The organism is Spirillospora sp. NPDC049652 (genome assembly GCF_040675125.1).
Taxonomy (GTDB): Bacteria; Actinomycetota; Actinomycetes; order Streptosporangiales; family Streptosporangiaceae; genus Spirillospora.
In genome coordinates this window covers 1-17,617 of the sequence record NZ_JBFAOF010000057.1, presented here as the reverse complement: position 1 = coordinate 17,617, position 17,617 = coordinate 1, and the positions used below count along the sequence as shown (strand labels likewise).

The 17,617-nt window shown below is 70.3% G+C and carries 19 protein-coding genes and 2 pseudogenes; 17 read left to right on the top strand and 4 right to left on the bottom strand.

The features are described 5' to 3' along the window. The 5 genes from AB0J52_RS06815 to AB0J52_RS06795 form a co-directional block, all read left to right on the top strand. Positions 1–504: TetR/AcrR family transcriptional regulator (locus tag AB0J52_RS06815; protein ID WP_500180603.1), on the top strand; the 504-nt coding region annotated here is incomplete at its 5' end. A 123-nt stretch (positions 505–627) separates the two neighbouring features. Further along, positions 628–2,400, top strand: a complete 1,773-nt coding sequence (locus AB0J52_RS06810; protein WP_500180602.1) for a WD40 repeat domain-containing protein — start codon at positions 628–630, stop codon at positions 2,398–2,400. A 974-nt stretch (positions 2,401–3,374) separates the two neighbouring features. Continuing rightward, positions 3,375–3,974 carry a MaoC family dehydratase gene (locus AB0J52_RS06805; protein ID WP_500180601.1) on the top strand — a complete coding sequence of 200 codons (600 nt, stop codon included), beginning with the start codon at positions 3,375–3,377 and terminating at the stop codon, positions 3,972–3,974. Further along, positions 3,971–4,135, top strand: coding sequence for a hypothetical protein (locus AB0J52_RS06800; protein ID WP_500180600.1), 165 nt, complete (start codon positions 3,971–3,973; stop codon positions 4,133–4,135). The genes AB0J52_RS06805 and AB0J52_RS06800 overlap by 4 nt, the downstream gene beginning before the upstream one ends. A gap of 2 nt (positions 4,136–4,137) precedes the next feature. Then, a complete protein-coding gene (locus tag AB0J52_RS06795) occupies positions 4,138–4,551 on the top strand; it encodes a hypothetical protein (protein WP_500180599.1) in 414 nt (137 codons plus the stop codon). A gap of 190 nt (positions 4,552–4,741) precedes the next feature. On the opposite strand, the gene AB0J52_RS06790 is transcribed toward AB0J52_RS06795, so the two are convergent. Next, entirely contained in the window at positions 4,742–5,119 is a 378-nt protein-coding gene (locus tag AB0J52_RS06790; protein ID WP_500180598.1) for a hypothetical protein, read from the bottom strand. A 98-nt stretch (positions 5,120–5,217) separates the two neighbouring features. Here AB0J52_RS06790 and AB0J52_RS06785 point away from each other — a divergent pair, with 98 nt between their 5' ends. The 7 genes and pseudogenes from AB0J52_RS06785 (at position 5,218) to AB0J52_RS06755 (ending at position 8,996) form a co-directional block, all read left to right on the top strand. Beyond that, entirely contained in the window at positions 5,218–5,523 is a 306-nt protein-coding gene (locus AB0J52_RS06785) for an ArsR/SmtB family transcription factor (RefSeq protein WP_500180597.1), read from the top strand. 94 nt (positions 5,524–5,617) lie between these two features. Next, entirely contained in the window at positions 5,618–5,836 is a 219-nt protein-coding gene (locus AB0J52_RS06780; RefSeq protein ID WP_500180596.1) for a hypothetical protein, read from the top strand. Between the two features lie 176 nt (positions 5,837–6,012). After that, positions 6,013–6,075, top strand: a pseudogene (locus AB0J52_RS06775) (hypothetical protein); the annotation flags it as partial. A gap of 17 nt (positions 6,076–6,092) precedes the next feature. Beyond that, positions 6,093–6,266: pseudogene (locus AB0J52_RS06770) on the top strand (hypothetical protein); the annotation flags it as partial. Positions 6,267–6,428: 162 nt separating this feature from the next. Continuing rightward, positions 6,429–6,875, top strand: coding sequence for a hypothetical protein (locus tag AB0J52_RS06765; RefSeq protein WP_500180604.1), 447 nt, complete (start codon positions 6,429–6,431; stop codon positions 6,873–6,875). Between the two features lie 436 nt (positions 6,876–7,311). Continuing rightward, positions 7,312–7,818 (top strand): NUDIX domain-containing protein, encoded by a 507-nt coding sequence (locus AB0J52_RS06760; protein ID WP_500180595.1) that lies wholly within the window; start codon positions 7,312–7,314, stop codon positions 7,816–7,818. A 599-nt stretch (positions 7,819–8,417) separates the two neighbouring features. Next, positions 8,418–8,996 carry a hypothetical protein gene (locus AB0J52_RS06755; protein ID WP_500180594.1) on the top strand — a complete coding sequence of 193 codons (579 nt, stop codon included), beginning with the start codon at positions 8,418–8,420 and terminating at the stop codon, positions 8,994–8,996. Positions 8,997–9,399: 403 nt separating this feature from the next. Here AB0J52_RS06755 and AB0J52_RS06750 read toward each other — a convergent pair whose 3' ends face one another. Together AB0J52_RS06750 and AB0J52_RS06745 are read right to left on the bottom strand one after the other, a co-directional pair. Further along, positions 9,400–9,735: a helix-turn-helix domain-containing protein gene (locus AB0J52_RS06750; RefSeq protein WP_500180593.1), complete on the bottom strand. Its 336-nt coding sequence runs from the start codon at positions 9,733–9,735 to the stop codon at positions 9,400–9,402. A gap of 311 nt (positions 9,736–10,046) precedes the next feature. Beyond that, positions 10,047–10,244, bottom strand: a complete 198-nt coding sequence (locus AB0J52_RS06745) for a hypothetical protein (RefSeq protein ID WP_500180592.1) — start codon at positions 10,242–10,244, stop codon at positions 10,047–10,049. 1,034 nt (positions 10,245–11,278) lie between these two features. On the opposite strand from AB0J52_RS06745, the gene AB0J52_RS06740 reads away from it, so the two are divergent. The 4 genes from AB0J52_RS06740 (at position 11,279) to AB0J52_RS06725 (ending at position 14,100) form a co-directional block, all read left to right on the top strand. Further along, complete coding sequence (locus tag AB0J52_RS06740) at positions 11,279–11,419, top strand: hypothetical protein (RefSeq protein WP_500180591.1); 141 nt, start codon at positions 11,279–11,281, stop codon at positions 11,417–11,419. Continuing rightward, entirely contained in the window at positions 11,413–11,724 is a 312-nt protein-coding gene (locus tag AB0J52_RS06735) for a hypothetical protein (protein WP_500180590.1), read from the top strand. The genes AB0J52_RS06740 and AB0J52_RS06735 overlap by 7 nt, the downstream gene beginning before the upstream one ends. Positions 11,725–12,652: 928 nt before the next feature. After that, entirely contained in the window at positions 12,653–13,471 is an 819-nt protein-coding gene (locus AB0J52_RS06730) for a hypothetical protein (RefSeq protein WP_500180589.1), read from the top strand. A 38-nt stretch (positions 13,472–13,509) separates the two neighbouring features. Further along, positions 13,510–14,100 carry a hypothetical protein gene (locus AB0J52_RS06725; protein ID WP_500180588.1) on the top strand — a complete coding sequence of 197 codons (591 nt, stop codon included), beginning with the start codon at positions 13,510–13,512 and terminating at the stop codon, positions 14,098–14,100. Positions 14,101–14,129: 29 nt separating this feature from the next. Here AB0J52_RS06725 and AB0J52_RS06720 read toward each other — a convergent pair whose 3' ends face one another. Then, positions 14,130–14,444, bottom strand: coding sequence for a hypothetical protein (locus AB0J52_RS06720; protein WP_500180587.1), 315 nt, complete (start codon positions 14,442–14,444; stop codon positions 14,130–14,132). A 759-nt stretch (positions 14,445–15,203) separates the two neighbouring features. On the opposite strand from AB0J52_RS06720, the gene AB0J52_RS06715 reads away from it, so the two are divergent. Further along, positions 15,204–16,499: an FG-GAP repeat domain-containing protein gene (locus tag AB0J52_RS06715; RefSeq protein WP_500180586.1), complete on the top strand. Its 1,296-nt coding sequence runs from the start codon at positions 15,204–15,206 to the stop codon at positions 16,497–16,499. Positions 16,500–17,617: the final 1,118 nt, after the last annotated feature.

Below are 17,617 nucleotides of genomic sequence, written 5' to 3'. Positions count from 1 at the left end.
CTGGCCGGACGATCCGACGCGACCGTCCGCGACATCACCGCGCGGGCGGGCGTCGCCAAGGGCACCTTCTACCTGTACTTCTCCGCGAAGGAGCAGGTCGTCGCCGCGCTGTGGGAGCGGTACGTGGCCGGGTACCTCGCGATGGCCGAGGAGGTCCTCGCGGACCGGACGCCCGGCGACGACTGGACCGGCGTGCTCGCCGAGCTGCTGGAGCGGCTCATCGAGCACGCCGTGGAGCACGCCGACCTGCACCGCCTCGTCTACGGATCCGCCGACGCGAAGGCGCTCGCCCTGTGCGCGGAGACGAATCGTCGGGTCGTCGCCCTGCTGGCGGAGGCGATCCGCGGCGGCGTCGAAGCGGGCGTGCTGCGGCCGTGCGTCCCCGAGGTGTTCGCCCACATCCTCTACGAGGGGACGCACAGCACACTGCACTCCACGGAGTACAAGCAAGCCGACGTCACCGCGACCGTCCAGGACATCGTGCTCCGAACCCTCGGGCGGTAGCCGACGGCCGGAAACCGGCGGACCTCCGATGGCGGCCGCGCAGGAACCATCTCAACCGCTAACGGCCGTCCGCAGGTTCCTCGACCCCGGCAAGCGCTTCCGTTCTGTCTAGGATGGCCCGCCATGGACAAGATCGTGGACTTCGGTCAGTTCGCCGGGCGGCTGGCCGGGGCCGCGGAGCGGGGACGCTGGGACCTGCTCCGGGAGGTTCAGCGCGAGCTGGGGTACGAGGAACCCGGCGGAGAGCCCCTGATCACCAGGCGGGGCGAGGCCCCCGGCTTCGAGCCGGGAGACGATGTGCCGGCCGCGCTGGTCCAGTGGTGGGACTGGCACGGCAACTCCTTCACCTACCGGCCGCGCCTCTACTGGACGCATCCGCACTGGCCGCCCTCGGCCCCGGAGGCGGCCGGGAACCCGTCCGACGACGAGATCCGCGTGATCATGTCCAAGTACCAGTACGTCCACCAGTGGGGCTACCGCGCTTCCGAAGCCGAGCAATGGCCGGACCCGCCGGTGTGGGTCAACACCTCCGAGGGCTGGACCGTACAGAGCGGTTCGATCTCGGAGTTCTTCCTCCAGCTCGCGGTGGAGCGACTCCCGGCGCACTTCTGGTGGACCATGCGCGTCGCACGCGACCGCGTCGATGGCGCCATGGTCGACAGGCTCCGCGCCAACTACCAGGAGATGGGGCTGCCCGCCTGGCGGGAGATGGCCACCGACTCCCTCTCCTACGGCGGCCCCGACGTCATCATCCGCCACGGAAGGGGCCCCGGGGCCGACTACGCGCTCGTGGTGCACGCGCGGACCCGTGACGGTCTTCTCCAAGCGCTCGGCAGCCTGGGCGCCGAGTGGACCGACAAGGACGTCCAGCCTCCCCGGGAGACGCCCACCCCGGTCGAGGACCTGCCTGCGTTCGTCCCTGCCGCCGATCCCCGCTGGGAGGTCGGATCGACCTCGGCCGCTCTCGCGGTTCCCCCCGTCCCCCAAGTCACCGGCCCAGAGGCGCTGGTGGACCGCACCGCGTTGGCCGCCGACCGCGACGCAACGGTCGTGGTGGCCGGAGACGCCGGCGGCCATGTGCACTTCTGGACCGTCGACGGTTCCCGCTCGTGCTCCCGGCATCTGCACCACGCTCCGGTCACCGCCGTGACCGCCCACCGATCCGGCGCCGGCGTGCTCCTTTGGAGCGGAGACGCCGACGGCGTGCTCCGGAACTGGACCGGGACCGACGTCGTGGCGCGCATCCCCTTCGCGCGCCGCCGCACCCCGGTCACCGCACTCGCCTCGGCCGTGCTGCAGACCGGCCCGGCCGTCGCCGTGGCCTGGCGCGAGGGGCTCGTCACGCTCTGGGACGTGCGCACCGAGGCCCGCGCCGACCTGCGCCTGGGAACAGGCATCGAAACGCTCGCCTTGCGCGCCGACGCAGTCCTTCACGTCACCACCGAACACGGCACTACCGAGCTTCGCCTCGATGTGAACGCTCTGTGGCCCGACCGGGACTTCTTCCGGCGCGTGCACGAGGTCGAGTGGAATGGCCTCAGGACCAACCACGGTCGCGGAACCGAGGTCCCCGCCCTCCTCACGACCTTGACCACCGACGACGAGGACGCGGCACAGAAGGCCGTCAAACGTCTCTATGAACTCCTGGTCTCCAAGCGCGCCGAGAACAGCGCGGCCGCCGCCGCGGTTCCCTTCCTGGTGGAGCGCCTGCTGGTGCCGACCAACCGGGCCCACAACACGCTGCTCCTGCTCATCGCCGACATCGCCAACGGCCCGGGAGCGGAGCGGGACGCGGTCATCGCAGCCCTGCCCTCCCTGCGGCACTTCGCCGACGAGAAGCATCCCGGCAACATCCGCTGGGCCGCCAACGAGCTCATCACGATCTGCGAATCGTGAGCGGGCGCCCCTAAAGCACCGGCCATTGCCCGTGCCGACAAAACGATCTACGATGAATCATGTCCCCTGCGCAGAGCAGCCCCCAAGTGTTCGCCCAGCCGAAGCATTTGCGAGTGGGGAATGTGTTCGCGGCCGGCATTGTGGCATTCCCGATTCTCGGGGCCGCCCTCGACCGACCGTCACCTGATCCACTACTGGTGACACTTGCGAGTATCTGGGCCGCTGTGTCGGTGGCCATCGGCGTCCGGGCCATGCTCTCGCGAGTCGTCGTGACCGCCACCTCACTGCACTACAAAGGAGTATTTCGTTCGCACACGGTCCCGCTCTCGCGCATCACGGATTTCGAGAGCGACCCTTCCGGATGGGCGCTCATGGTGGGCGAAGTCCCGAGTGTTCTGTACGAACGCGATGATGGCACGGTCGCGAGAATCGCCTTTTGGAACATGCCGATCTCTTCGCGAGCCCTGTTCGGAAATGGTGCGACCCGTGCCGTGCATAAAGCACTGCAGCAGGCGTTGGAGCCCTACCTTCCCAGTACGCAGTGCCCACCACCGGAACCGGCCGCCGGTAGAGGCCGCCGCACCCGCACACGTTCGCCTGGGTTGCACTCCTGACCGCTGGCGTAGTCGCAATACGGCTGACAGGACGGCAACGCCGACGACCGCAAGCAGCACGAGCGCCGCAACGACGAACCCGGTGACACCCCGCCGAGACTACTTCGACCACGGCTTCCCTCACCTTCGTAGTGTCCTCACCGCAGACAGGCACCGACCTCGCATAGCGGGTCAATTGCGAGCACCCACCGTTACGGTGACTACGCATAGCCGCGCAGGGCATGCGATCTCACCGACCCCGGTCCGTAGGCGCGCACGGTGTTCGCATTGCCTGCTGGCCGCCGCCCGCGCCCTGACCACCCGGCACGCCCCAGACCAGCGACCCCGCGACGGCGACCAACGGAGAGGCAGGTGAACCCGGTGGGCGAGACGAGCGAGGCGAGTGAGGTGACCGCGCTGCCGGCCGGGTTCCAGCGCGTGGCAGACCACCGCGTCCGCGAGGTCGTCGGCTGCGGCCTGGACGACTTCCAGACACTGGTGGGGACGGTCATCGAGCACCGGCCCGTCCGAACCGTCACCGAAGCCGACCACATCCTGTCGCTTGCGCTCACCGCCAACCCCGCGCCCGTGCACAGCGATCAGGAGTTCTACACGCGCACCGGCCGCGACCGGCCGCTGGTGTGCGCGATGGTCACCCCCGGAATCGTGCTCGGCGCGACAGTCCGCAGCACCAGCGGACTGACCGGCGCGAACCTCGCCCTCGACGAGCTGCGACTGGAGAACCCCGTCCACGTGGGCGACACGCTGCGCGCAGAGACGCTCATCCGCAGCGCGCGCCGCTCCCGCAACCACCCCGAGCACGGGGTCGTGGTGTGCCGCGTCAACGGCTACAACCAACGCGACCAACGGGTCATCACCTTCACCCGCGCCTTCCTGGTCCCCGCCAACGCCGCCCCCGCTGCGCGCCGCCACCGACTACTGACCGCCGAAACCCACCGAGGGAAAGGGGGCCGGAGATGACCGCGCAGATGCGAGTCGTCGCCGCCGACGACACCCGATGGCAAGAGTTCGACGCCCTTGCCACCCGCAGCTACGGCCACCGCGTCCCCGACATCACCCTGCTGCGCCCCTACTGCGACACCCGGGTCGCCCTCGGCTTCGACCGTCCCCGCGGGGAGTGAGCATGGCCGAGAGCGAAGAACTCGTCCAGCGCAGCCACCACCTGCTGGCCAACGCCCGCTTCATGACCCTGGCCACCACCGACGGCAACGAACCATGGGCCTCGACCGTCAACTTCGTCGCCCTGCACCAGCCCCTCAGGCATCTCTCCTACTCCCTGCACACCGCCCGCCACTCCCGCAACCTGGGGGACAACCTCATCGTGTCCGGCTCGATCTATATGACCGGACTTCCCGGCTTCGGTCTGGACGGCGCGCAGTTCACCGGATACTGCCACGCCGTGGGCCCCGACCAGCTGGCGCAGGTCCACCGCGCTTACTACGAACTCAACTTCCCCGCCGAGGACACCCGCCGCGAATGGCTCCTGCCACAGTCCGAATTCCAAGGCACGGGGCCGCGAAGGTTCTACCTGGTGTAGGTCCGCTACTGGTGGCTGGTGGATATCGACCGCTAGCTCGATCGACAAGCACGACCAGCGCGTGGAGGTACCCGTCCAAGACTTGCACCTGACGGACTAGCCGGGCTGCGCGACCGGGGCGCTGTCCGAAGGGACGCTGTAGCGCGAGGCGGCCTGTCGGTTGGGGTCGGGTTGCCGGTGTCGGGCGGCGCTATCGGGCCGCTTGGGCCTCGACCTTGGTGGTCTCGAACTCGACGTACTCGATGACGGCGCCGCCGGGGTGGCGGACCGTGAGGTTGCGTCCGGTAGGGACGTCGTTGGGACCGTCGAGGATGTCGCCTCCCACGCGCTCGACAAGGGCGAGGACGTCGTCCAGGTTGTCCACGATCGTCGTGGCCTGGACGTTGCGGTAGGGGGCCAACGCCTCCGGGGTCCCCGCGACCAGCAGGTAGCCGCCGATGCTCGCCAGCTCCACGTCCCGGTAGGGGAAGCGGAGGTTCGGCCTCGTGGACGTGAGCGCCTCGAAGGTGGGCAGCGCGGTGTCGAGGCTGTCGACGTAGACGCGTGCGTAGGTGGTGCGGACCGCCATGAGATCTCCTTAATCATTTCGACATTTCCGAAACGAGAAAATGATCGTATGCTGTGCCGAGCGGACCCTGTCAACCCGGTGAGAGCGAGGAGAGCGGAATGCGGACGCCGGCCCGGCCCACGACGACGAACCTGGAACTGGTCGCCGTGCTGCACGCGCTCGCCGACCCCGTCCGGCTGGAACTCGTGCGGCGGCTGGCGGCCGGCGGCGAGGTCGCCTGCAGCCCGGATGACCTGGACGTCCCCCGTTCCACGCTCTCCAACCACTGGCGCGTCCTGCGGGAGGCGGGCCTCACCGTGACCCGCGCGGAAGGAAAGGCCCGCTACATGACGCTCCGACGCGACGAGCTCGAAGCGCGCTTCCCCGGCGTCCTGGACACTATCCTCGCCACCGCCACCGCCTGAGCGGTCCGCGTTCACGGGCGCCCCGCAAACCGTAAGGTGATCTGCCCGGCCCCAACGAAGGTCGCGGCGGCGGTGTGGAAGGGGCGTGGCGGGAATGTCAGGGGAGGAAGGCTTCGATCGCCGGATCGAGCCGTTCCGGACGGAGCTGTTCGCGTACTGCTACCGGATGCTCGGGTCGGTCGACGACGCCGAGGACACCTCACCGGCCATGGGCTGCTGGACGACCCCGCTTGGCGCCGCGCGGTCGAGGCCGTCCCGCGGCACCGGTTCGTTCCCGGCTACTTCTCTCCATCCGGCCGCGTGGACGGGCTGACCGTGTGGGAGCCGGTCACCTTCCGGGCCGCCCCCAAGCGGTGGCTGGAGACCGTCTACAGCCACACCACGCTGATCACACAATTCGACGGCGACGAACCCGACTGGACCCACCCGGTCCCCCGCCGCGGCGGCGCACCAACCTCCTCCTCCACGCTGCCGTCGCTGGTCGTGCAGATGTGGACCGACGCTGACCTCGCCGACGGCCATAACGTGCTGGAGATCGGCACCGGCACCGGCTACTCCACCGCACTGGCCTGCGAACGCCTCACCACCACCGGCGAAGTGACCTCCCTGGAGGTCGACCGGATCGGCTCGAGCAGGCCGCCGACGCCCTCTACCAATGCGGGTACTCCCTCGATCTGGCGGTCGCCGACGGACTGTGGGGATACTGGCCCTCAGCCCCGTTCGACCGGATCGTCGCCGCCAGCTCGGTCCGCCACGTCCCTCCCGCGTGGCTCGCGCAGACCACGCCGGGCGGGAAGATCCTCACCACCCTGTCCGGTTGGCTGTACGGGTACGCGCGCGTCCTGCTCACCGTCACCGGCCCGCATGCGGCAGAAGGGCCGCTGCTGCCCGGCACGATCTCGTTCATGGCCGCCCGCCTCCACGAACGGCCCGTCCCCGGGAACCCCGCGCACTGGGCGCACCTCACCGCCGGTTCACCGGAACGAGACGCCCGCCACGCCCCCACTCGCCTGGACGAGGCCACTCCCACCGGGTTCTTCGGCAGATTCCTCGCTCAGCTCGCTGCTCCGAACACCCAGCTCGCCATCCACCCCGCCGCCGATGGCCAGGACGTGCGGCACCTGCTGGACGTCACCACCGGCCCGGCCGCGACCCTCACCGCCACGGGCGACGGCGGACACACCGTCCGCCAAACCGGGCCCCGGAGGCTGTGGGACGACATCGAAACCGCCTGGGACACCTGGGACCACGCAGGACGTCCCGGCCCCGAAACCTTCCGCATGCGGATCGACCACGACCGGCAGACCATCACCAACCCGCAGCGCCCGAACCTGACCTTCACACTGTCTTGACGCCCCGACCGCGCGCTCGTCGCACTCCACGACGGTGCCGAGCGGCTGCCGACCTACTTCGCCCGCGAGATCGCCCTGCTGCCGGCTCCCGCCGGGCAAGCCTGAGACGCACGACTCGACCGGCTGGGGACAGGGGCCAGCCGCGTGGCGCGATACCCAGAACGCCCGGGTCTTGGACGCGAATCAAGCAGGCACCACGGCCTTACTTCCCGTCCGCTGGCCACGCCGACGCCCTGAGCTCCCCCACAGAGGTCGAGGAAACTCTCGAAGGCAGATCGCGGTCGAGGCGGGGTCGGCACCGCGCGCCGTCCCCGAACTGCGGCACGCCTCCGGGACGTGGGAGCAGTCAGCAGACACGCCAACAGGCGGCGGCGGTGGCCGACCTTGCGGCAAGCTCGGGAACTCACATCCGGTGCGGGACGCGAGGGGTTCTTCCATGGGCGAGGGAACAGGTTCGGTGGCCGGGCGGGTGGTGGAGCAGACCGTCACCGTGTTCACGTTCAAACAGGACCCGCGGGGGTTGCTGTTGGGTGTCGCGTGGCACGCCCGGTTCGGGGGCTGGCTGGTGTTCGGGGGGCATCGGGAGGACTGCGAGACACTGGACCAGGCCGCTGTCCGCGAGGTCGTCGAGGAGGGCGGTTGCCGGGTCCGGCTGCTGCCGGGGCCGTCGGTGGAGCTCCCCGCCGGGTTCCCGCACACGCTGGTGCCCGGTCCCTGGATGATCGTGGGCATGGAGGCCTCGCCCGACAACCACACCCCGGCCCCGCATGTCCACCAGGACCATGTCTTTTGCGCGGTGTGGGTCGAGGACGTGCAGGAGCCGGAGACGCGGGTGCGGTGGATGACCGAGGCCGAGGTCGCCGGGACCCCCGACCTTCCCGAGGACACCCGCCTTCAAGCGCAAGTCCTGTTCGACCCGGTCCGCGCTGTGCTCGCCGGCTGAGCGTGCCCGGCGGCGGCCGGGCTGGAACAGCAGGTGTCGGACTTCACCGTCGCCCCCAGCTCGCCCCCGCCGCCGCTCTCACCGCGCCGGCCGCCGTCCCGCTGACACCGCCTCCACTACCGTGCCGGGTGACGACCACTGTCACATGGATGAAAAAAGGCGCCGATGCCGCGCAAGCGGCCAGGAGGTCTCCGCCGCACACAACGCCACCGCCCAGGCTGGCGCAATATGCTCATTGACCAGCCTCTCAACCGGATCGAGCACGCCAGATCACTGGTCTGGTGGCGATATGCACCAGGCGCGGATCACACCTCAGCGATTGTGGCCCGGCCGCGGTGAGATCCGCCTGCCCCCGGCCTGCTTCGATGATCTACGACATCCCGACGCCAAAGCAGCACCCGCGCCTCCACCTCAGGGCCTTCCTGCCTCTGCACCTCGGAACCACCGCCTGTCGACGCCGCCGGCGTCCACGGCCCGGTCGATGTGCTGTGTGACCCGGCTCGGTGCGTGCCGAGGCGGGGCGCTCCCCCTCTTGCGCCCGGACCCGGTATGGCAGCGCCTGCCCGCTCCCCCGAGCCGATGCAACCGCTCGTTCCCCGGTGCCGTCGAAGGATCACGGTCGCCAGCCAGTCGAGGAGATGCCGATGATCCGGTTGAGTGTGGGATGGCCGCGAGCGATGTGGATCGTGCAGCTCGGCTGTGTCATCCCCCTCCTCTTGCTCGCCGAGCTGTTCCTCACCTTCATCGGTGGCATGTTCATCAGGTGGGGCCAGGGAATGCAGATCGTCGGCGTCCTCGCGTTGGGGTTCGTCGCGGTGAGCCTCTCTGGCCTCGCGGTGAGCTTGGGCTGGCGTCTGGGGCAAGCGTTCTGGCTCGACGGCCGGGTCCTCATCCGCCGCTCGCTGACCGGCCGCAAACGCTACGACCTCGCACGAGCGCAAGTGCGCGCCGAGAGCGTCGCACCAGGAATGACGACTCGCCCGCTGCCGCGCCTGGTCGTGGAAGTCCCCGGCCATGGGCGGGTGAGGATGTGGCTGCGCGAGCCCACCCGCCAGGCCGCACTGCTCCCACCGGAGCAGCTGGTCGCGCTCGCTCGAGCCATCGATCCCAGCCTGCAGCACCCGGTCGCCCGCCGGCTCCAGGAGTTGGCCGCCGACCCACTGGGCGGCACCTCCTAACGTTCCGCGCCGCCGCGTCGTCTCACATCCGGCGTCGGCCGTCGGCTGATTGGCCCCGCCGAGGGCCGACGGGCCGCACTTCGCCTACCGGGACAGTCAGTCGGGGCACGGCTCGGGGACGTGCTGGCCGCGAGATCTCCGAGAACCTACCGGCGGGGCCGCTTGGAGCGGCGCCGGGGCCACCACTCGACGGCGTTCATCGCCTGCGTGACCTCCAGCAAGGGCTTCCAGGTGGCGGAGTCGTCGAGCGCGGGCATGAGGGACCTCCGGTCCAGAGTCGGTGATCACGCAGTGGGGCGATCGTGCCGGTCCATTCCGACACTTTCAATGGGTCGCCGGGTCGGTGCCCTCGGTGTTCGAGGTGGCGCACGTCTGCAGCCGGGCGGGCGGACCCTCGGGCGCGTCACGATGGAGGTCGGGCCAGAGTCTGCCTGGGATATTCACCGAACCGTTTCCGGTAGTCGCCCGCGAAGCGCCCGAGGTGCCGATAACCGACCTCCACAGCGACGGCCGCGATGACTCCCGGCCGCTCCTCTGCGGCGCGAAGAAGCTCTCGGGCGGAGTCGAGGCGAACGCCGCGTAGATACTGCAGCGGGGTGAGGCCCCACTCATCCCGGCAGATCACCCGAAGCTGCTGGAGGCCCACACCCGCTGCGGTGGCCATGTCATTGACGTCGACCGGTTCGCGATGGTGGGCCCGCACCCAATCCTCGATGCGAGTCGCCAGGTGGTGCCGCACCCGAGGCGCTGCGGCCGGCCCAGCACCTGCGAGGCAGTGTGCGGAAGCCCGAGCAGCAACGCGGTGAGCAGAGACTCCTCCAAAGCGCCGGCCGCCATCGGATGCACCGCTCCCTCGTGGGAGGCCTCGTCCAGGACGCGGCGCGCATGGTCGCATGCGTGTTCCACCAACGCGCCGGGAACAGCGGCGTCCGGCTGATTGGCCTGGTCGGCGGCGGACAGGAACCGCAACCTTCCGTGCCGGGGCCGGCGTGCTGCGTCAGGTATGTGGTGAGCCGGGTCAGGCTGGTCGCGACGACCAGGCATCCCGTGTCAGGAGGCCGCCACCGCATCGCCTCCAGGTGCGACGCCACGATCGGGCCCGGTGAGGACGGCGGTGCGGTCGGCCTGGCACCACTCCACGGTCATGGGGGCGCGCGGCACCCAGACCACCAGGGTGTCCGCAGCGGGCTGGGTCTCCACTACCACCCCGCTGCTGTAGCGCACCCCGAGCAGATCCACCGCTCCCACCCGAACCAGGGAGACCTGCCCGGCCACAGGCTGTCCTGCCGCGGGGCCACGCAGGCGGTGAGGTCAGATCACACCGGCGACCCGGTCATGCAGCACGCTGGGATCGCTGATGGCAGGAGTGGGGAACCGCGTCAGCAGCGGCATCGCGCCTCGTCGTCTTCGATGCGGCAGGTTCAGGCGCTGAACGCGCGGATCCAGGCCGATGACGGCGTGGATCCGCCTGCACAGCTCGTCCGTCGAAGATCGTAGTGACCGGGATTTGGGTCGCACCGCGAAACAGCCAATCCCGGCAGCCGGCGATCACCGCCCGATCCGGCCGGGCACCGGCCAGCGCTCGAATCCCCTCGCCGGTAACGCCGAACGTCACCGACCCGAGAACGGCCGCGCCCGGACCGACGCTCTCGATCGGCCAGGGCCCGGTGGTGTAACCGTTATCGCGGATGATCACAGCGACCTCCAGAGCAAGAGCGCCCGGGGCGGATGACCGCATCGCCGGTCGTCATGTCGCGCGCGTTCCGCTTCGCGAGAGAGATCTGTGTCGGCGGATTCGGGCAGAGACGTTATCGGCGACCCGGACCGATGCCGTCTTTACCGGCATGTCCCGGCCAGTATTGTGCGCCGCGGCGATCACGGCGACGGAAGGTGACCGGTGGGCCGCCGCGGCAGCCTCGGGTCCCACACCAGCCCTCATCCTCCCTTCCCCGTCATGCTGCTCTGCGCTCTGAAGGCGCTCCTGAAATCGGGAGGCGGGCGCTCTGCCCGGTGTCCCACTCGGCTGCGAAAGGGTCGGTTGCCGTCGGCGGTGGATCCTATCCCGATGAGCTACGCCGAGCCATGACAATTGTTTCGGAAATCACCTAGAATGATCTATGTTGCAGTGAAATGACCTGCTTGTAGCGGCAATTCCTGCTGGATGTGGGCGCGTTGTGAAGACGCTCGCCTCGCACGTCCCCCGCCCGGCCCGTCCAGCGGCCGGTCCCGCGTCCGCCTGCACCGCCCGGCCTCCACCAGCCCCCTTTTCGAAGGAGACGAACATGGCCGACCACGGCGGCACTCCGCTCGCGCACCGCACCGTCCTGACCGTCCGCCGCGTCAGCTCCGCCTGGCTGCAGACCAAGTTCGGGCCCGTGGGCCTCACCTCCGGCCCGCAGCGCTCTACGACACATCGGTGCTGACCACCCAGACGCTCTACCACGATGACGGCTCTGAACGCGCGATCCGCCTCCAACTACGCCAGGACGACCCCGAGGCGACGTGGCGCACCACCATCACCGGCGTCCTCGACGGCCCGGACGCGGCGCTGGTGTCGGTCGGCCTGGAGGTGTTCCCCAACCCCGGCCACCAACCAAACCCGGGAACACCCCGCCTGATCCGCGAACTGGTCGACGCCCTGGCCCCCTTCGACGGCCCGGCACCGCTGACCCTGCATCCGCAGCCCGTCGACGCCGCCGGCGTCGAGGGCCTGGTCGATGCGCGGTGAACGGCGTGCACGTCCAGCCGTCGCCCTCAGCCGGCCGTCTTCCCAGGGCTCGGCTCCCCAGCCGGTTACGCTGTGCGGTGTCTCCGCGCGCCGCCGGTCGCACTCCTTGCCCCGCCTGCGCCTGGGCGGTGGTCACCGACGCCCCCAGCGGTGGAGCCCCGAGCTTCCGCCCGCCGTGTTCCTGGCCCCCTCCGGGTCAACCTCCGCCCGGCCTGCCGGACAACCGATGCAAGTGCACTTGCGTCGGTCGGGACGACGCAAGTGCACTAGCGTCGCCTGGATGCGCCGCAAGCGTGCTTGCGTCGTCCCGAGCCACGCAAGCACGCTTGCGTGGCTCGAGGGGGCGGAGTCGGCGTCCGACCGGTGAGCGGCGTGCGCGCCCGGCGGCCGCGATGCAGGGGCATTGGAGCCAGATCCCGGACACCGAGGCGACGGTAGGCGAGGGTGGACCCATGGCAGTTCAGCGAGCACCGTCCGCGCAACCGGTCGAGCGGGCTGCGCCAGCCCCCAGGACTTCAGAGCCCGAACCGGCGCCCGCCGGCGTGGCCTGCCTGGCTCCCGGCGCCGGGGCACGGCAGCGGGTATGGATGTGCGGGTATGCCGGTGCCGTCCAGGCCAACGCGGTGCGACGGCTGGCCGCCCATGTCAGTCAGCGCGCCGAGGAACGGACCGCGCGGCTGGAGGGGTGGGAGATGGCCGCCGGTACCGTGCCGCATCCCGACGGGCCGCCGCGGCCGCCGGTGCCGGTCGCCGTGGCGGGGACCGCGGCGAGCTGGACGCACCCCGGTATCGGCCCGGTGCGGGCGGGACTGATCCTGCAAGAGGTGCCGCGCCCGCATCTGGGCTGGCAGGGCGAGAAACTCGGCTGCGCTTGGGCGCTGGTCACCGACGCCCCCAGCGGTGGAGCGGCGAGGTCGCCCCGCCCGCCGTGTTCCTGGGACTGCTCGGCACGCCCCGGTTCGCCCAACAGGATGAGGACATTCCGGGCGCCCGCCTGGCCGATCCGCAAATCGTCACCATCCTCACCGGCGACGACACCGACACCGCGGCCCGTGTCGCGGCGCGGCTCACCAGCCCGCACCGTGACCAAGGTGTGCTGGTGGTGACGCAGAGGGTGGTGGACCGGCTGTACGACACCGCTCTGAGCCTGTGGCCGGGACTGGCGACCCTGCTGGTCGCCGACCCTCCCTTCCTGGCCCTGCTCAATCAGCACCTGCCCGCCGCCAGGGCCGTTCCGGCTCAGGGCGGCCGGTGGTTCGCACCCGCCGACTGCGGGTTCAGCGATCAGACCTTCACCGGCGCGCAGCTGGCGCGGTCCACCGTGCTCGGGGGGCTGATCGACCGGCTGCTGGCAGCCCGCGCCCGCCAGGACCCGCCGGAACTGGTCACCGCCGCGGCCGCGCTGCTGGAGCCGGGCACGAGCTTGCCGGTCCCCCGCGCCGACACCCCGATTGCCGAGCTCCTCGAACGCACCCGCCTGCTGGAAGCCGAACTGGCCGACACACGCCAGCAGGCAGAACAGGCCGCCCAGGCGCACCACCGGCGGCTGAACGCACTGGAGCAGCAACTGACCAGTGCACGACAGCGCGCCCAACGCGCCGAGGAGCACGCCGCCCTGGTGGTGGCCGACCGCGACCGGTACCGGGAACTCGCCGACTCCCTGACCGGCAACTGGACCTCACCCACCACGAACTCGACGAGGCGACCGCCCGTGCCGACCAGGCCGGCGCCGAACGCGACGCCCTGATCCGTGAGCGCGGCCAGGCCCTGCTGCGCTCCCCCGGCATGCCACTCCGCCCGGCCGTCGAGGTCTCCCCCGGTCCCAGCGGCAGCGCCACCGCCCCGAACGGTGCCGCCGGCCTGACCGGGCTGGGACAGGACCCGCTACCCGCCACGTTCCCGGCTCTGCTGGAGCTGGCCGCGCGCCGTTTCGACCTGCTGGAGATGACCTCGGTCGACCTGTCGGCCGCGGCGGAACTGGACGGCTACCCGCACTCGGCGGCCTGGCGACGCAAAACCTGGGACGCACTGGCCACCCTGCACCACTACGTTCGCGCGCACCACGACGGCCACCCTGTCGCGGACCTGCGGACCTGGACACGGTCGGGTGCGCCCGGCACGCTCATCAGCGCCTCCCTCATCGCCACCGGCGAGCACGACACCGTCCAGGCCGACGAGCGCCTACGCAGCTGCCGCACCTTCCCCGTCCGGCCCGAGACCGACCCCAGCGGCATGGCGTTCTTCGGCGCCCACATCCGCCTGGGCTCCGGCAAACCGCCCGCGCCACGCCTGCACTACCTGGAAGACCTCGCCGGGGCAGGGATCATCTACATCGGCTGGGTCGGCCCCCACCTGCCCAACCGCCGCACCAACTAGCAGCGAACCCCAGCAATCCGCTGGCCGCGTCATCGCGGCCAGCGGCCCCCGGCGACCACCAGCCCGGCGGCCAGGACACCCGGCTCGAGGTCCTCATAGACCCGCAGCGCGAGGACGCCGCACGGCAGAGCGGCGGCCCAGTCGACCAGGCCGCGCAGCAGCGCGGCGTGCTGGGCGGTGGTGACCGAGGCCCCGCCGGCGGGACGGCACGGGTCCGGTGCCGCCGGACCGGCGACGTCCTCGGCATCGCCAGCGCCTCGACCTTCACCCCGGAGACGGTGCCGGTGGTGGCGCGGCCGTCGTCTCCCGGCATCTGGTGCAGGCGGCGCAGCGGCCAGCCCCACCGGGCGGCCACCGCGCCGGGCAAGGCACGCTGCTCATCAGCCGACAGCTGCGAGTCAGGGGTGAGTGTGACCGGCGGCAGAAACCGCTCCCCGGGAGTGCACCCCACGACCAGGGGCGGCAACTCGCCCGCTCGTTCCAGGACCTGAGCGGCGATGTCGAGCAGGGCCGGCAACCCGCCGTGCGGAGGGACGGAACCGGTCACCGCACCTGCCCCCCCGTTCTCCTGGTCGTCATCCTGGCGGCGCGCTGGTAGACCGACGGCGCTCTGGGGCCCGGTGCCGTGCAGGTAGCGGTCGAAGACGCCCGGCTGGCGTGCGCTGGCGGCCAAGTCCAGCACAGTTCGGTCGTCCACCGCCAGCGATCCGCCTCTCTCGCTCCAGATCACGGCGCGGCCACTGCGCGCGGCCACGAAGGTGACGGCCAGGTCGTCCTGGATGGATGTCGCCGTCGCGAGCGAACACCTGCACGCTGAGTCCGGCGGTGCATCGAGCGTCAGGATCGGCGCGTTTCAGGCAGATCCCGCCCTTGTCGGGTCTCTTTGCCGTGCTTTTCGGTGTTCCCGCACGCATGATCAATAAAGTCCGCACGGTGCGCATGCCGGGCCCAGGTCTGACCCGAATACCTTGCAGGTCATAAGTAGTGCGGGCCGCCGGGCGGTGTGGTGCTCTCACGCGGAGGGCAGAAGCGTCCGCTCCCTGTCCACGCTGCGGGTGCGCCGTCCCGGAAGCCGAAGGAACGGCTACGAGGGAGAGGGCGACATGAGGGGTTTCTGGAAGGCGGGGGGCGTCCTGTCTGGTGCGCTGGCGGCGGTGATCATGTCGGGGACAGCTGCGTCCGCCGACGTGCTCGCCTTCGGCGAACCGTGGGAGGACTGCGTCCAGAGCGTGAGGATGTTCAACGCTGGCGGCAATGTGTATGCGAGCGCGATCACCAGATGCAAATCCCGCCACGACTTTCTCGTTCCCCTTCTTGCGCTCTCGGGTGATCAGGGCGCGCACGGCTTCAAGAGTGCCACCAATACCTGCCGCTGGGCCGACTACTGCGAAGCTGGAGGGGTCTGGATTCCCGAGATCGCCGGAGTTGTCTATCGCGCCAACAACACCGGATACGTCGGCAGCGACCCGTTCAACTGGCCGCCGAGCTCCATCGCACGCGCGGTGTACAGAGGCAGGCCCTCGGACGGCGGATTGGGGAAGGGCAACCATGCGGGTACGGAGGCCGGGTCGGGCCGGAGCCGATGGGCGGACCTCAATGGTGACGGTTACGCCGACTACCTGACCGTCGAATCGGACGGTTCGGTGAACGCCTACATCAACCCCAGGGATACCAGCAGCGACGGAGGCGGGAGTGGAGGCGATTGGGAGTACCGCGGACGGATCCACGGCCCTGATAGCACGGCGTCCGCTGATCCGAACCGGGTGCGGTTCGCCGACTTCGACGGGGACGGCCGGGCCGACTACCTGCGCATCAACCCGGACAATTCGGTGGACGCCGACCTGAACAAGGGCGGTGACGGGAACGGCGGGTGGCAGCGAGTGCCGGCGGTCGCGTCCGGGGCGACTCCCGACCCCAAATTTGTGCGGTTCGCCGACATGAACGCGGACGGCCTGACAGACTACAACATCATCAAAGACAACGGCGAGATGGACACCTACACCAATGCCGGGGGTGACTGGAACAACCGATGGATCCTGAGCGGAGCGATAGGCCCATCAATCGGGTCCGGGCCTGGGCTTGGCTCCTTCGTGCGGCTGGCGGACATGAACGGCGACGGCTGCGCCGACTTCAATCTCCTCGATCGCGACGGCAGGATGAAATCCTGGATCAACAGCTGCGGCACTCTTAGCTCTGGTGGCTGGATCTACTATGGACAGACCGCCGCAGGAATCGGTGTCGCTTGGGATAAAGTCGCCCTCGCCGACATCATTGGCGGCGAAGGACTGTCCGACTACATCGGCATTCAGGGCAAGGACATCTTCCGCGCCTACAAGAACTTGGGCGGTGACGGCTACGGCGGCTGGCACGACGAGGGCACCATCGACCCCGGCGACTAAGCCACCGATACCAGCGCGACGAACCTGCCACCGCGTCCACCGGCGGTGGCAGGCCCCCAACCCCAAAGTCCCCGCGGTCGTGAGCGGTCACCGACCGCGGAGACCAGGCCAAGGGCGGCAAGGCACCAGGCACGCACCCCCACGACGGACAGCCCGGACCAACGCCTCACGACACACAACGGCAACCCCACCTCGGCGCCCGGCGAGTCCGATGCGACCTGTCGTGCAGCGAGCAGGCGCGGACGGCCGCTGCTCCCTGGCATAGCGGACGTCCGCGACGAGCCGTGGAGTGCGGTCGTCGCCCCGGTGATCGTGATCTGCGGCGGGCACTCAGAACCCAGCGCACCAGTGGACGACGGCCGCGCGGTCCACGCCGACGGTCCGCGCGATTCGCGTCAGCGTCACCCGCACTCGCCTGCGCGGGGGCGCTTCAGGGGAACGCGTCACGGCCAGCCCGTCCGCGGGGTGCGGGCCGCTGGGTATGCGCGTGCTCATGGTGCCGCGCATCAGTCATCTCGCTGGTAGGGGCGGTCGCCGGGGTCGTGGGATATCGGCGCGGGATGGTTGAGGATCGGGATTGAGTGGCGGCGGCGCCGGGTTCGAGTGTCCGGCGCGCCTGGAGCATCAGGTGGTCACCGCTGGTCAGACGGCTCGGGATGCTCGAACTGGAACACCGACAGGGGAAGGCGCGAGGCGCAGTAGAACGTCTCGTGGACGCCCACCGACGTCGCCCAGGCGCGGTGGCGGCCGCCGGGTTCTCGTCGGGGTGGACGGTGTGTAGAGTCGGCTCAGGCCGTCGTCGCGTCGGCCCAAGCCCTCTCGGCGGCCCATGACCGTCCGGGACCATGGCGCAGTGAACCGCACCCCGGCGGGGTGGGCTGAGTTCATCAACGCGACTCCCCGGACAGGGGTTTTTGTCGTGCGCTTCCCGCTCTGAAGCGTGCGGGTCATGGGGCCGTGCGCAGTGGAGAGGACGCAAGTGGCCAAGAGCCGCGGACCCAAGCAACGCGCCCGCCGCAACAAGCAGCGCAACGGCGCTTCCTACACCTCATCGGCCGCCGGGACCGCGCATCGGCATCGGGGCCCGGAGATCCCGCCGCTTGCGGGCGAGCCGCTGG

Coding starts and splice junctions, on each gene's coding strand:
- AB0J52_RS06810 (WP_500180602.1), top strand. CDS start 628: ATGGACAAGATCGTGGACTTCGGTCAGTTCGCCGGGCGGCTGGCCGGG.
- AB0J52_RS06765 (WP_500180604.1), top strand. CDS start 6,429: ATGGCCGCCCGCCTCCACGAACGGCCCGTCCCCGGGAACCCCGCGCAC.
- AB0J52_RS06725 (WP_500180588.1), top strand. CDS start 13,510: ATGCCACTCCGCCCGGCCGTCGAGGTCTCCCCCGGTCCCAGCGGCAGC.
- AB0J52_RS06790 (WP_500180598.1), bottom strand. CDS start 5,119: ATGGCGGTCCGCACCACCTACGCACGCGTCTACGTCGACAGCCTCGAC.
- AB0J52_RS06715 (WP_500180586.1), top strand. CDS start 15,204: ATGAGGGGTTTCTGGAAGGCGGGGGGCGTCCTGTCTGGTGCGCTGGCG.
- AB0J52_RS06760 (WP_500180595.1), top strand. CDS start 7,312: ATGGGCGAGGGAACAGGTTCGGTGGCCGGGCGGGTGGTGGAGCAGACC.
- AB0J52_RS06800 (WP_500180600.1), top strand. CDS start 3,971: ATGACCGCGCAGATGCGAGTCGTCGCCGCCGACGACACCCGATGGCAA.
- AB0J52_RS06785 (WP_500180597.1), top strand. CDS start 5,218: ATGCGGACGCCGGCCCGGCCCACGACGACGAACCTGGAACTGGTCGCC.
- AB0J52_RS06780 (WP_500180596.1), top strand. CDS start 5,618: ATGTCAGGGGAGGAAGGCTTCGATCGCCGGATCGAGCCGTTCCGGACG.
- AB0J52_RS06740 (WP_500180591.1), top strand. CDS start 11,279: ATGGCCGACCACGGCGGCACTCCGCTCGCGCACCGCACCGTCCTGACC.
- AB0J52_RS06795 (WP_500180599.1), top strand. CDS start 4,138: ATGGCCGAGAGCGAAGAACTCGTCCAGCGCAGCCACCACCTGCTGGCC.